The 15,810-nt window shown below is 60.9% G+C and carries 3 protein-coding genes; all 3 read left to right on the forward strand.

The features are described 5' to 3' along the window. Positions 1-81: 81 nt before the first annotated feature. The 3 genes from G5575_RS13750 to G5575_RS13760 all read left to right on the forward strand — a co-directional run bounded on the left by G5575_RS13750 (position 82) and on the right by G5575_RS13760 (position 15,805). Positions 82-5,316 (forward strand): LEPR-XLL domain-containing protein, encoded by a 5,235-nt coding sequence (locus tag G5575_RS13750; RefSeq protein WP_268904434.1) that lies wholly within the window; start codon positions 82-84, stop codon positions 5,314-5,316. Then, positions 5,313-13,046, forward strand: a complete 7,734-nt coding sequence (locus G5575_RS20575) for a hypothetical protein (protein WP_164534835.1) — start codon at positions 5,313-5,315, stop codon at positions 13,044-13,046. The genes G5575_RS13750 and G5575_RS20575 overlap by 4 nt, the downstream gene beginning before the upstream one ends. 497 nt (positions 13,047-13,543) lie before the next feature. Then, a complete protein-coding gene (locus tag G5575_RS13760) occupies positions 13,544-15,805 on the forward strand; it encodes a hypothetical protein (RefSeq protein ID WP_268904441.1) in 2,262 nt (753 codons plus the stop codon). Positions 15,806-15,810: the final 5 nt, after the last annotated feature.

A 15,810-nucleotide genomic window follows, 5' to 3' on the forward strand; every position in this document is an offset into this window, starting at 1 on the left:
CGACTAGATGGGGCGCCACCAGGCGCCTTATCCCGCCATACAGGAATGAACGCGGCGCTTCCGCATTGAGGGTTTAGCGAAATGGCTTTTCCGTTCGCATCCAAGGGTATCCAAGGGCGTCCAACTTCGCATAGGCGTTTGCGCCTTGCAGACGCACTCTCAGCGCGTCTTCAGCGCTTGCGCAACCGTCAACAGTTGCAACGCGAGCTTGCACAACGCGTCCGTTTGATTTTCGATCCACTAGAACCGCGACTTTTGTTGAACGGCGATTTGTCGGGCAACTCCACGGTCACCCTTAGTGCCAATCTCGATCACGACATTCTTGTTAGAATGATCGAAGAAATTGAGAAAACCGGCACAACGTCCAACGTCATTCAGAAGGTCGAGATCATCGACCAGGCCCAGGGTGGAAAGGTCCTGGCGTTTGGTAATTTGTCGACGATCAGCGGCAGTACGATCACCATTCGAGGTGGTGCCGGGAATGACGTTTTCCGCATCGACGAGGATTCGTTTGGCTCTGCGGCAATTCCCTCGGTTGCCATCGATGGCGGGGGTGGCAGCGACACTATCGTATTTGACACCTCTGACAGCGCAGAATGGCGGCTTGACGGTGCAAACGCAGGCAGGGTCGGAACTACGGTTCGTCCAACGCTGCTTACATTCTCGGAAGTGGAAAATCTCAGGGGGTCAGACGGTAACATTGACGTTTTCAAGATCGCGAGTGGCGGATCTCTATCCGGCAAGATCGATGGCGGTTACGGCGGCAAAGACACCTTTGAATATCTATCGGGCGTCACTGCAAGCAGTGCCTATGTCGGTGCCAGCGGCACCGGGTCGGTAACTCTGGGCGGTCATACGCTGAATTTCGCCAATCTCGAGCCTTTCACCATCGGCGGCGGGGTTCAGGTCGTTGATCGTTCCTCTGTCATCTCTGGTGCTACGAATAAGGACGTATTGATCGCCGCTAACGGCAATGATCTTAGCGTGACCATTAACGGTGTTGCTCAGACGATCACGCGGACCGAATCCAACGTTTGGCTTTACCTGGGCGACGCCGCCAACGTTACGACCATCTCATCACTGCCGAGCTTGTCTGGGTTTTCGCTGACCGTTGACGGCGGCGAGGAGATTGTCGTCAACTCGACTCTAAACATTTCCGGCAAGCTTGCGTTGAGCGCCGAAGACATCAACATCGGCTCAGGAGTATTAATTCAGGCTACATCGATCGACCTTCGTGCCATCGACTTTGCCTATGCTTCTATCAATGCTGGCGCGACGAACTCCGACGGCGACAATCTCGATTCCACTCTTACGGTCACCGGCCTCACGTCGGCAACTATAACAATTGCTGGTCAACTCCGCGCCACTAGTGGAGCGGTTTGGGTCTCGGCCCAAGCCGCCAACACGGTCAAGATGCACGGCCGGGTGTCCGAGAAGGTCCGGTTCATTACGACCAACCTGACCAATACTGCTACGATCAACGTTACCGGCTCGATCACCGGCAGCTCGGTGAAGGTTTCTGCCGATACCGACGTCAACGTCGACATCAAATTGACCGAAGTGCCGATTCCAAACCTGCTTGGTCTGGCGGAAATCACCATTCCGACATCGATTTTCAGTCCCACGCCCGCGCTGGGCAAAATCGTACTGCCGCAGTCGGTGATCAACTCGCTGCTATACCCAAACCATTATCAGGACGATGACGGCAATTGGCGTCGTGACAGCGACGATGTGATCGTTACAGAGTTGCCGCCTCCAGCGCCGAGCTTCAATACGTTCGACGCCGCTTTCGCAGATATTGTCGAAAGTGGTCAGGTCACAATGGACGAGATCAAGCAGATCATCGAGCTTCGCAAGAACGAGCTCAAGACTGCTTGGGGCAATCTCTTCGATTTTGACGCGGATGTCGAAGCCGACGTCAATGTCACTAACACGACGACGGTGGCGGTCAGCAAGGACGCCCGCATTTCCGGCAGTGCCGGCGCGATCGATATTGCGGCCGATGACACGACCTTCGTGCGCGATGTGCTGCAGACCGAGGTGGATTCCGTCAAGCCCAAGCTGGCGACCATGGTCGTCTTCTCGGCGATCGATTCCGACACTACGGTAAATCGCACCACCGGCGTCAGCGTCGGTGTCCCTGTTGGTGAAGCGGTGACGTCCGCGCGACCAAACGTTCTCAGTGCAACCGGACATGTCAGTGTCACCGCCAAGAGCAGTGGTGAAGTGCTGAACGACATCGTCTCGAACCAGATTGGTTCAGCAACGAACGAGGCTAACGAAACCACGACCGCACTGGTGCGGGGCGTTCAGATCGCGAACGGCGTCGGCACTTCGCCGGTTGCCAGTGTCGTCATTTTTGCGCTCAGCGACACGGCATACTCTGCGCGCAGCCTCGATTCGGAGAATGAGCTGATTGGCGCGACCACCGCCAAGCTCGAAGCGAGCAACATCTATGCCGGCTCCGGCGGGCTGACGATCAGCGCGAGCGACAAGTCGTCGGTGCTGGCGGAATCCATTCCGTTTATGCCGCCGCTCGATCCCAATGGTGCCGATCCCGACCCGACGATCAAGAAGTTCGTCGGTCGGGTGTCGAACTTCAACGAAATTCTGAAGGACACGTTGGCTTCCATCGTGTCTTCGGTCGTTCATGCCGCAGGCGACGTCGTCGTAAAGGCGAGCAACATCACGACGGTTACTGCATTCGCTGAGGCCATCCCGCAGGAAGAAGCCGAAGGCGTCGATCCCCTTGTGTCCGCACAGAAGGTCAATGCGGGAATTTTCGTCGCCAATATCGTGAACGGCTCAACCAAGGCGACGATCAAGCAAAGCGAGATCACGACGACCGGCGTGAACAGCGACGTCGTGGTCAAGGCCACGGACGACAGCTTCATCGATGCCTCGATTTTCGTAAATTTTGAGGGTGTTGGGGTTTCTGGCGCCAAGCTCAAGAAGATGCTGAAGGGCGGGGCGGCGTCGGCGGCCAGGATGGAGGCGATGAACATCATCGGCTTCCGGATCGGGCAGGGGCCGCAGATCAAGGGCAACGATCTGGCGCTGCAGAAGGCGACGCTCGATGCCTTGCTGGGGACTCAGTTCTTCCAGGATCCGACCCAGGTCGAGGTCAAGGCATCGATTACCGATAGCACGATCGTCGCAGCCGGCCTCGTGTCGGCTCTCGCGCTGTCGAAGGGCGTCGTCAACGCAACCGTCAGCAGCGCATCGACCCAGAGTGCCGATGTCGGCATTCTCAAGACCGGCGCCAAGGTAATGGGCGCAGCCCTCGCCAACAATCAGGTCAATCGCCTGGCCAGCGCCGTCATCGACGGCGGTGCGTCCAAGAAATCCGTTCGCGCCACGGGTGCACTCACCGTACAGGCGCAGGACCAGACGCTGGTCAATTCCAACGTCAAGCTGTCCGGCTCCGCGGTTGCCAGCACCGATGGTGGCTTCCACGCCCTCGAGCGCTTCCTGGAATATGGCCTGTCGGATACCATTACGAATGCTGTCACCGGCCGCGAAAGCGACAACCGCGGCATCACCATGAACACCGAGCGGACGCTGACCGACGGTGTCCGCGAGCCTGTTAAATATGGGACCAAAGTCGGTCTCGACTACGACCTCGTCACGACGCGCAAGAACCCATTGACCATTTCCCATGGCCAGGTCCTGCTGGTCTCCCAGCCGGGTAGCGTCGGCAAGCTCTATGAGTTCGTCGGGATAGGCAGCCTGACTGTCACCGATTGGAAGACCGGCGCCCCCGATTTCAGCGACACGACGAAATGGCGTGCCATCAAGGGCGAACCGGGCGATACCTACACCTATCTCGGCGCAGACCTGCCGAATCTCGACCTGCGAACCGTCGATTTCACCGACAAGAACCTCTGGAAGCCGGACCTCGATTATTCGATCCTGACCGACAAGTACAATGTGCGCTCGGTCGGCGCGGCCGTTAAGGGCCAAGTCTTCGTCCTCAACGATCTGCGCGGCGGCGCCACGGCGCTGTTGACCAATGCCAACGTGGACGCCGACAGCGTTCTCATCGACGCCAAGTCGATCGGCACGATCAACGCGACGTCCGACGTCTACAACGAAGTGCAGGGCGGGGGCGCCTTTGACGAGAAGCGCGTCCTCAAGAAGGTTGCGCCCAAGGGCGTCAAGGGCCTCATCGTCAAGAAGGTTCTGGCTGCCGGAACCACCAAGTCCCAGACCGTCATCATCTCGACCAACCTGATCCAGGGCGAAACGACGGCGAAAATCGTCAACGCCTCGGTCGGCACCTCGTCCGACAAGGTCGGCGCGGTCACCGTACAGGCCGATAATTCGTCCACCATCACCGCGAAGAACTCAGCCATCTCCATCGACGAAGGCGCCAAGAAGATGGAGGCGATGCAGATCGCCAACAACACGATCGGTTGGGAACGCAGCAACCTGCTGTTCAACACGGTCGAAACCCTGCTTGGCGATTTCGTTGAAGATACGACGCTTGCCGCGCTGCGCGAACAGACCAACTTCAACGTCGATGCCCTTATTTCGGGGTCTACCGTGTGGTCTTCCGGCGCGGTCACCGTTGACGCCCTGTCAGCCGGGCTGATCACTGCCGTGCTCGACAACAAGACGTCCGGCGCCTTCCAGTCGCTGGCCCAGACCAAGTCGTCTTCGTTGGCTCTTGCCATTTCCGGCAACAAGATCAGCAACAGCGCGACGGCCAAGATCAACCTTGGGTCCACGGTGAATGCAGGCTCGGTGCGCGTGAACGCGGCCAATTCAGCAGTCATCAGCACGCTGACCAATGTCGGCGCCGATAACAAGACGGCGACGACATATGGCACCGATGTCGTCAGCGAAATCGTAAGCGCCGTGCTCGACGATTACAAGTACACCACCAAGTCGGGAACCCCGGGCTCGGTCTCCGGCGCCGAAAAGCTGCAGTTCGGCGACAAGGTGCGCGTAGCATACGAGATCAACCTCGATGAACTGATCACACCGGACACCATCGATGTTCGCAGTGGCGATCGCATCCAGAAGAATGGTGTCCTCTACGAATACAAGGGCACTTCGCCAATTACGTCCTTCGGTACCCTGAAGTCTGCCGACTTCAGCGACACCAGCAAGTGGGCGGCGGTCAGCGGCAAGGCTGGTCAGGTCTACCAATATATGGGCGCCGACACCGATCAGGTTAACCTGGCGCTGGCGGACTTCAGCGACTTCGGTCTGTGGAAGCTGCTCAACACCGAAGCCATCGTTCCGGCTGCCTTTGCGCAGACGGCGCGCTTTTTGCCAAGTTTGGTGGCAACAAGGACGTCAAGAAGATGACGTCCACGGGCTCGGCCGCCAAGGGCGGCATTTTCGCCCGCAATCAGGTCAATGCCGACGTCACGGCGTCCATCGAGGGCGCTTCCATAACCGCGGCCGACAAGATCGACGTGTTGGCCAACCAGGTCTCGACGATCAAGGCGACCGACATCAGCGTCATCAGTTCCGAAAACGTCACGGATGGAAATTCGTCTAAGGCGATGGGCGCTGTCTCCGTCACCAACTCGGTAATGGGCAAGACCTTAGCGACGGTCAACAACAGCACCATTGCCAAGGATACCGGGGCTGGCGCGAACAACGATCTGACGGTCCGTGGCACAAATGCCGGCACCATCGAATCCACCGCACTGAGCGAAATGGCTGCTGGCGGCAAGGTCGTCAACGCCGTCATCGCCTTCAACTCGATCGGCTGGGCGCGGACCAATCTCTTCATCGATGCGGTGGAAGCCATTATGGGCGCGCCGCATATTTCCGAAGCCCTCCAGGCCGACCAGGCCTTCAGCACCATTGCGTCCATCGTCAATTCCGATGTCGACGTCGCGGGTACCGTCGCAGTCGACGCCAAGAACTCCGCGACAATCACGGCCGATACCGGTAACGAGGCCAAGCAGGAGTGGAGCAACCCGTTCGGAGTCGTGGCGAAATACGGCGCCAAGGGCATGGCGGCCGGTGCGGTTCTGGCCATGAACAAGGTCAATGCTGGGGCATCCGCGTTCATCAACAACACGGGCGCGGTCAACAAGCAGATCGAAGCGGACGAGGCTGTTTCCGTAACCTCATCCAATACCGCGCGTGTCGCCGCCGACATCAAAGTGGTTGCCACGGCCTTGCCGTCCAACACACTTGACGCTCTCAAGCAGACGGTGACTGGGGTCGCCGATCGCCTGGGTGCGGGTGACTACGATTTCACGACGCGTTCGGGCATCCAAACAATTGAGAAGTGGGACAAGGTTCGTGTCGGGCTCGAAAAGCTCAGCTTCGAACTCGATGTCACGACCACGCCCGACGCTGATCTCGCTGTGGACCTCGTCAGGGGCGACCGCGTAAAGTCTGGCTCCACCATTTATCGTTACAATGGTGGAACGGACGAGGTTACCAGGCTCACCAAAGCTGGCCAGATCAACCTGACCGACGGCAACTGGACGGCCCTCGATATCAAGGCAGGCGAGGTCTACCAGTACATCGGCGACGCCGACCTGACCGGCGTTGATCTCGGCTCGATCAATTACGACACCGGCGACTGGATCCAGTTGCGCACGTCCGACTACAAGGACATCTTCTTCCCGGCGATCGGCAACATCCAGAAGACCAACGCCAAAGCCATCGGCCTCAGCGTGTCGATGAACGACGTCCGCGGCGATGCCAGCGCTTATATCGAAAGCGCCATCGTCGACACTGATGGCGGCGACGTTACCGTCGCGGCCACCGGCAAAGCCACGATCACGGCTTATACGACGAACACTGTTTCCGCTTCGGGCGGCAGCGGCATCGACGGATCAGGGTCGGTCATCGGCTTCAGTGGCCAGATCGCGACCAACGTCGTTCTCGGCAAGACGGTCGCCAAGATTTCGGATTCCACCGTCACGTCGTTTGCCGATGTGATCGTGACGGCTGACAACAAGGCTGGCCTCGACGCGCGCCTCTATGCTTCGGCCCAGTCTGGCGCCAACGCCATTGGCGTTACCATGGCCTACAACTCGGTTGGCTGGGAAGCGCAGAACCTGCTCTTCAACACGCTCGATACCTTTGTCGGCGCACCCTATATTTCTGACCTCGGTTTTGACGGCAATGTCGGCGCCGACGCCCTCGCCTCCATCACCAAGAGCTCGATAGATGCCGCTGGTGCCATCACTGTCACCGCGACGAACGACGCCCGCATCAACTCGACGGTCAGCAATGCTGCCGTCACCGAAACCGCAGCGCTTTACGGGGCGTCCGGCGCGGCTTATGGCGCCGTAATTTCCGGCAATAAGGTTTCGGGCGCTGCTCGTGCCACCATCAACAACGCGGACTCGACCGGCAAGTCGCTCAAGGCCGGCAAGGGCATCGCGGTCACGGCCGATGATGCGGTCAAGATTTACTCCAACGCCAAGCTCGTCGTCGAAACGTCGGTGACCAATGACGGTGGCCTGACCATCGCCCAGGAAACCCTCAACGACCTGATCCCGGCCGATTACGACAACCGTCCCGATGCCGGCCTCGGCACCAAGATCCGCGATCTCAAGCACGGCGATCGCGTGCGTATCGACGATGCCTATCTCAGCAGCATTGTCATCGATCTGGGCCGCATGCTGCCGCCCTCCAAAATGCCGATCTCGGCAGGCGACAGCGTTCGCTTCGAAGACGGTTCGGTCTATACCTACAACGGCAGCCAGAGCACGATCGACCTCGAGGCGCTGGTAGAAGCTGGCCTCGATAAGCTGAACGCCAGCGACTGGACGCTGGTCGGCGGCAACAAGGGCAGTATCTACGTCTATTTGGGCTCTGACGCGCTGGGCGCGAACACCAACCTTGCCGCGACCGACTTCACCAATAAGGGTCTATGGAAAGAGGCTCCCGAAGCCACCGCACTGCTGCAGGGCGTGAACCTCACGGCCTCGCCGGCCAGGTCGGTCGGCGGCCTCATCGTCATGAATGACGTTCGCGGAGGCGCCGACGCTTCGATCAGGAACGCAACGATCCGGGACACTGCGGGTGACGTGAGCGTCGTCGCGCTTGAACGCGCGGATCTCAGCGCCAAGGTCGATAGCTCCGTTCAATCGAGTGGCGGTAGTTCCATCGATTGGGACGGTGACAAGAAGACCGGCAACGACGATAAGGCGCCGGCCGACAAGACCTCCACCACGGCACCCACGGGCACGGGCACATCGGGCGGCACCGGTTCCTCCGGTGGCACCGGCTCGAGCGGCAGCTCGTCGACGCCAGCTCCCGCAGCGACCGAAGTTACCGCGGCAGACGCCGCCAAGGGCGGCGCTGGCGCTGCTGGCGGCGAAGCGGCGAAGGGCGCGACCGAGGCCGCCAAGGACGCAGCCAAGGCCGAACCCGAAAAGAAAAAGGACGAAGAACAACCTTCCGATAAGGTGCTGTCCATCAACGGCACCATTGCGACCAATATCGTCCAGTCGAGCGCTACCGCGACGATCGATACGTCCGTCATCACCACCACCGGCGACGTGGCCGTTTCCGCCGAGAATGTTTCCGCCATCACCGCTGAAACCCAGGCCGCTGCCGGCACCACCGGCGGCGACACTGTCGGCGTCACTCTGGCGTTCAACACCGTTGGCTGGAATGCCACCAACGTTTTGTTCAACGGCGTCGACGCGCTGCTCGGCGACGACCTCATCGCCGACAATGGCTTTGGCGCACAGAACAAGGCGCGCATCAGCGCATCGATCACAAAGTCCGACATTTTGGCCGGCGGCTCGGTCGAAGTCACTGCCGACAACAAGGCGTCCATCGACGCAATGGTTGGTAACGAGTCGACTTCGCAATCGACCTCGATTTCGGGCACCGACGGCAAGGCTGTTGGCATGGTCATCGCGCTCAATAAGGTCGCCAGCGAAGCCACGGCCAGCATCGACAACACCGGCGCGACCGCAGGTTACGACATCACCGGCAAGGGCGTTACTGTTAAGGCGGCCGACGACGCATCAATCAACTCCGAAGGCTCGGTTGTCGCGCTGACGCTGATCAAGAATGATTATGGCGCCAGCATTGTCGCCAATCTCGCCAAGTCCGCGCTCACCAATTACGATTTTACCACCAAGTCGGGCACCCAGGAGGTCGACAAGAACGACCTCGTCTATGTCCATGCCGACGTAAAGCTTGCCGCGGTCAACAACAATGCGGCGACCACTATCAAGACCGGCGATCTGGTTCAGTTCGGCGACAAGCTCTATCGGTACAAGGGTACCGCCACCATCACTGCCAACACCGGTCTCACGTTGACCGATACCGCCAAGTGGACCGCGCTCAACGCAGTCGATGGTGATATCTTCATCTTCACCGGCGATGACGACACGTCGATCAACTTCGACCAATTCGTCGGTTCGACCGCGGCGATCGGTGAGACATTCCTCGAAGGCACGAACCCGACTTGGGTGAAGTATGTTGTTGGCGGCATCATCGATTTTGCCAACAAGTACCTGGTCCCCAGCCTTGCCGGCGGCAGCGCCCTCGGCGTCGGCGGTATCGCCATCCTGAACGATGTCGATGGTGGTGCTACCGCCCAGATCAAGAATGCCACGGTAACCTCGACCGGCGACGTGGTCGTCGCTGCGACGCAGGCCAGCGCCATCAAGGCCGATGCCTCTGTAGAAGTTGAAGCCACCGGCGGCACCAAGGGCACCTCGCTTGCCGTCGGCGGCGTCATCGCCACCAACAATGTCCTGTACCACGTCGACGCTCTGGTTTCGGGCAGCACGGTCACCACGACGGGTGTCAGCTCCGATCTCTCCGTCACGGCTGACGGCGAGGGCAAGATCGACGCGTCCGTCGACGCGTCGGTGATATCCAAGCAATACGCTGCGGGCGTCATTCTCGCCTTCAACACGGTGGGTCTGCAGGGTCAGAACTTCCTGTTCAACACCGTCGATGCACTGGTCGGCACCGATCTCGTCACAGCCATCTACGGCAACGAGGACACCCAGACTTCGGCGCGGATTACCGATTCGACTGTCAATGTTTCGGGCAACCTCAGCGTCGGTGCGACCGGCGCGCAGCTGATCAATGCCGAGATCAAGAACGCCGTGCGCGTCATTCGGGGCAATGCTGGCGCGCAAGATGGCCAGGCGGCCGTGTCGGTTGGTGCAACGATCGCGCTCAACCGCGTGCGCGGCGCCATCGAGGCCTCGATCGATCAGTCCGCCGGCATCATTGCCGGCGGCGCACTCTCGGTCTCCGCCATCAATGATGCGGAGATCACCGCGAAGGTATCCGGTTCGGCGGTCGCTATCGGCTACGGAATTTTTGCCGGTGCCAACCCGAAATCCGTCTCCGTTTCGGCCGTTATTGCCCGCAATGACATGGATATCGAAACCTCTGCCGCGATCGATAGGGTGGTCGATCTAGATGCCGACAGTGTCGCTGTCAGCGCAAAACAGACCGGCAAGATCAACGCGACAGCGTCTTCTGCGGCCGTTTCGGTGGCTGTCGGCAAGGAATCGGGCCTCGCCGTCGGCGTTGGCGCAACGATCGCCTTCAACACCATTCTGGGCAGCGCCACCGCCACCATCGTTGACAGCAATGTCGATGCGTTAAACGCCGTCTCGGTCTCTGCGGACAATACCGCGGACATCGACGCCAATATTCTGGCGGCAGCAGCCAGCATCGCAGGGGGCTTCACCGGTTCCGGCACCGCAGTAGCCGTCGGCGTCGCGCTCGCGTTTAACTATATCGGCTATTCCGGCTCCATCACCGATGTAGGCTCGTCTCGCTCGGCGAAGACCGAGGCGCGCATCCGCACTTCGATCGTCGATGGCAAGAAGGTCAGCGTCACCGCCACGTCCGCGATGCAGATCGACGCATCGACCGTCGCAAGGTCCGCAGCCGTCGGCGCATCGGTAAAGGCCGGCTCGACCGCAGTCGCGGTCGGCGGCGTTTTCGTCGTCAACAAGATCGCCTCGGACACCATTGCCACGATCGATGGCGGACTCTCTGGCACCTCCACCATAACAGCCGGCTCCGATGGCCTCGATGTTTCGGCCAAGGGGCAGGGCCGGATAGAAGCCCAGGCGCTCTCAGCTTCGGCCAGCGCATCCTTTGCGGGCAAGGGCCCGGGCTCTGCTGTCGCCGTCGGCGTGGGCATCAGCGCTGCCATCAACGACATTGCCGGTAACGTCAATGCGACCGTTGATGATGCCAATATTACTTCGGTCGGCAGCGTGCTTATCGAGTCCGAATCCACCACCGCGATCAAGGCTACCGGGATTGCGGCGGCGCTCGGCGTGGCCGCAGGCGGCACCAACGGAGCTTCGGTCTCTGGCGGTGGCGCTGTTGCCTACAATGCTGTGGATGTCGACACGATCGCCTTTGTGCGCGATAGCTCGATTACCCAGACCGACGCCACAAAGACCGTTACGGTCAAGGCCAACAGCGCAGCAGTTATCGACGCTTTCATCGTGGCCGCTTCGGCTTCGGTCGGACTGGGCGGCACCAATGGTGTCGGCGTTGCTATCGGTGCGTCGGTGGCGATCAACCGCATCGGCAACTGGTCGGGTACCAATGCTTCGAGTTCCGCACCCACCGGTGACGGTACACTCGCAGATGGTGCCGGCACCCAGACCCTAGCTTACCTCCAGAACACTGCTGTGGCGGCAGCCGGTAGCCTTATCGTCGATGCGACGTCGGCCGGTTCGATCAACGCCGATATCGCCGCCGTGGCGGCCGCCGTATCCGGTGGCGGTACCACGGGCGTCGCCGTCGGCGCCGCCGGCAGCTTCGCGCTCAACTTCATTGGTTCCTCGACGCGGGCCTATGCCGACAACACCGGTGGATCAAAGACCATCTCGGCAAAATCCGTCGGGATTTCTGCCAAGAGTACCACCGACATCGACGTGTTTGCCGGCTCGGCAGCAGTCGCTGCTGCATTCGGTGGCACGAATGGCGTCGCCGTGCCCGTTGGCATCTCGTTTGCGCAGAACAAGATTGGCGGCGACGTCACCGCTTATGTTCGCGGTGCAAGTGTCACCGCGACCGGTGGCGATCTCGAAATCGAAGCCGACAATCAGTCGGTTATCGAGGCCAAGGCCGTCGCCGCGGCCCTAGGTATTTCGGGTGGCGGCACAACCGGCGTCGCCGTTTCCGGCGGCGGTGCGGCGGCCTACAACGTCATCGACGTCGATACGCTTGCCTATGCCATCAACAGTTCCCTGGCCCAGTCAGGCTCCGCCAACCATGTCAGCGTCAAGGCAAACAGCGCCTCGACTATCGATGCGCTCATCGTAGCCGCCTCGGCTTCGGTTGGTTTGGGTGGTACGGACGGCGCCGGTGTCGCCATTGGCATCTCGGTCGCCATCAACCGCATCGGTGATTGGTCGAATGCCGGAACCGCTGCCGGCACCAAGCCAACCGGCGCTGGCTCGCTCTCTGCCGACAACGGCACCAAGACCTTCGCCTATCTCGAAAACACCAGCGTCAGCGAAACCGGTTCGCTCGATGTTGAAGCGACGTCAGCAGGCCGCGTGAACGCCAATGTCGCGGCGATTTCTGCTGCCATCGCCGGAGGTGGCAATTCCGGTACCGCGCTCGCCGGTGGCGGCAGCTTTGCCCTGAACTACATCGGAAGCTCCACGCGCGCCTACGCCGACAACAGTGCCGGAACCAAGACCATCCAGGCCAAGTCGGTCCGTTTCGCCGCAAGCAATACAAGCGACATCGATGTCTTCTCGGGTGCAGCGGCAATAACCGCGGCGTTTGGGGGCACCACCAGCGTTGCAGCCTCGATCGGCATTTCTTACGCACACAGAACAAGATCGCCGGCGATGTCTCGGCTTATCTCGCCAGCGTCGATGAAGTCCGCGCGACCAATGGCAGCGTCATCGTCAGCGCCACCAATGCGGCCCAGATCGACGCCAAGTCGATCGCAGCCGCTTTGGCCCTCGCTGGTGGTGGCACCACCGGCGTCGGTGTGGCCGGTGGCGGCGCAGCCGCATACAACTATATCGACACCGATGTGGTCTCCTTCGCCGGTGACAGTGCCATCGTTCAGATTGGCTCCGGCAACGCAGTAGCCGTAAGCGCGACCAGCAGCTCCGAGATCAACGCCGCCATTCTTGCCGGCAGCGCGTCCATCGCCATCGGCGGCGGTGGCCCCGGTGTTGCGGTTTCCATCGGCATGTCCGTCGCGATCAACCGCATCGGCGATTGGTCAGTGGAAGAGAAGAAGGAAGAACTCGAGGAAAAGAACAGCGACGGCAGCACCAAGAAGACCGAGACGGGCAACACGATCCCGACCGGATCTGCGACGCTGGCCGTAAATGGCGGCAACGTCGTCAAAGCTTACCTCGAAGATACGAGCGTATCGGCCCAGGGCGCTCTCAACGTTGACGCGAAGGCTCTTGGCTTCATTGACGCCAAGGTTGCATCGGTTTCCGTTGCGCTTGCCGGCGGTGCGGCGGCTGGCGTCGCCGTCAGCGGGGCAGGGGTCTATGCCCTCAACTTCGTTGCGCTGATGACCCGAGCCTATGCCGACAATACCGGCACGACCAAGGAACTGGTTGCCGGCACAATGCGCTTCAAGGCCGAGAACACGGCACGTGTCGAGGTTCTGGCTGGTGCAGCGAGCCTGGGTGGTGCCATCGGTGGCGTCACCGGCGTTGCTGCGTCCATCGGTTTTGCCATGGCGCAGAACGTCATAGACAGCAATGTCTCCGCATACCTGCTCAACGTTACTAAGGCCAAGACCACGGGTGGTCTTCTGATCGTTGAGGCGGTCAGTTCCGGTACGATCAAGGCTGAGGCCTACGCTGCTTCCGCTGCGGTTGGTGTCGGCATGGGCGGTGGCGGCATTGCCGTCGCCGGTGGCGGCGCTGCCGCAACGAATAAGGTCTCGAGCGATACGGTCGCAAATGTGACCGGTGGCCGTCTCGAAAGCACTGGCGCGATCACCGTCAAGGCGTCTTCTGCATCCACCATCGACGCCAAGATCGCGGCCGTCGCCCTGGCCGTCGGCGCCGACCTCAGCGCCGGTGTCGGTATTGCCATCGGATCCTCCGTCGCCGTCAACCAGATCGGTACCGTCGGCGATCGCAATAAGGTCGAGGCGACGCTGGAGAACGTGTCCGTCGACGCCGGCGGCACGCTCACTGTCGATGCCCTTTCTAACAACCAGATCACGGCGACCATTCTTGCTGCTGCTGCTGCGCTTAGTGGCGGAACCGTCGGCGTATCCGTTGGTGGCGCAGGCGCTGGTGGCCGCAACGAAATTGCGGTCGCAACGCGTGCCCGCATCAATGGTGACGGCACGGGTATTGTCGCTGGTGGCCTTGCCGTTTCGGCTCAGGACACCTCCAAGATCAAGGCGCTCGCGGCTGCCGGGTCGGTTGCCGCTTCGTTCGGCGCCGCTGGCGCCAGCGTAGCCCTCGGCATCGGCGCAGCGGACAATGTTGTCCGCAATCAGATCACGGCAGAAATCGTCGCCGCCGATACGCTGATCGATGTCGGCTCCGCGGGCGTCTCGCTCACCGCTCGCGACAACACGGAAATCGAAGCCGTGGCATCCGCCGCTTCGCTTGCCGTGGCCTTCAGCACGGTGGCCGTCGCCGGCTCCGGCGCAGCAGCCAAGAACAGCATTGACAACGATGTCCTGGCGCAGATTTCGTCCAGTAAGCTGGATAGCGTCGGCAACGTCATGGTCACCGCCGAAAGCATCGGCTCGATCAAGGCAAAGATAGCCGCTGCGGCAGCCGCGGCCGTCATCGTCCCCGGTGCGGGTGTCGGTGTTGCCATCGGCGTCGCCGTTGCCGTCAACGAGATTGGCGACTGGACCGATGCCGGCGAAACAGGCAACGACCCTAAGTTTGCGCCCGTCCAGGGCGTCAACGGTGGCAGTTCCTTGAAGGCCGTAATTCTTAACAGCCAGCTTGACGTCGATGGCGATGTGAGCCTTTCCGGTCGCTCGGCCCAGACCATCAAGGCGGAAGTCGTTTCAGCAGCTGCTGCCCTCGCTGGCAGTGACCTTGCGGTGGGCGTCGCCGGTGCCGGCACCTATGCCGAAAACCGTATCGCCATGCAGACCGAAGCCTCCATTTCGGGCACGTCGAACAACCGGGCAACCATCTCGGCTTCCGATATCTCCATCTCGGCGAACGACAGCTCCGACATCGACGCCCTCGTCGGCTCGGTTGCCCTCGCCGCCGCCGTCGGCTCGACTGCCGGTGTCAGCGTCGCCGGTAGCGTGGCCGTGGCGAAGAACGTCATCGACAACGATGTCAGCGCGTTTGCGCTCTACGCTAACCTCGAAGCCGAACTGATCCCGACGCACGATCCCGTCTACACGCGCGGCGGCGACGGTTCGATCGTCCACACCAACAAGCCCTCGGTCAACGCGGCAACGCCGGGTAAGATTACGATCTCCGCCCGTCAGGGTGCGACCATCGATGCTCAGTCGGCATCGGCTGCGCTCGGCGTCGCAGCCGCCAGCTTTGGTGCCTCGATCGGTGCGGGTGGGGCGATTGCCCTCAACGCCATCCTCGGCAGCACCAACGCCTTTGCCAATGGCAGCAGCCTGCGGGCCGGCGATGATATCCTCGTCCAGGCCACCAATATCATGACTATCGAAGCCGAGGTCGCCGCTCTGGCCGGTTCGGTTTCCATCGGTGGCGTTGCGGTTTCGGCTTCGCTCGGTGCCGGCGTCGCGCAGAACTTCATCGGTTACACTCTGGGCTCAGGGAATCCGCAGCAGCGCGTGCAGGTTCTGTCCTACCTCAACGACACGACCGTCGACACCTACGGCAACCCGATGTTGTCGCCACGTCGCGTTCCGACATAGACGCC

The sequence above is a fragment of the Devosia aurantiaca genome (assembly GCF_011058215.1).
Classification (GTDB): Bacteria; Pseudomonadota; Alphaproteobacteria; order Rhizobiales; family Devosiaceae; genus Devosia; species Devosia aurantiaca.

Bases quoted from the DNA above. Each gene is read 5' to 3' on its own strand.
- G5575_RS13750 (WP_268904434.1), top strand. From the start codon at position 82: ATGGCTTTTCCGTTCGCATCCAAGGGTATCCAAGGGCGTCCAACTTCG.
- G5575_RS20575 (WP_164534835.1), top strand. From the start codon at position 5,313: ATGACGTCCACGGGCTCGGCCGCCAAGGGCGGCATTTTCGCCCGCAAT.
- G5575_RS13760 (WP_268904441.1), top strand. From the start codon at position 13,544: ATGCGCTTCAAGGCCGAGAACACGGCACGTGTCGAGGTTCTGGCTGGT.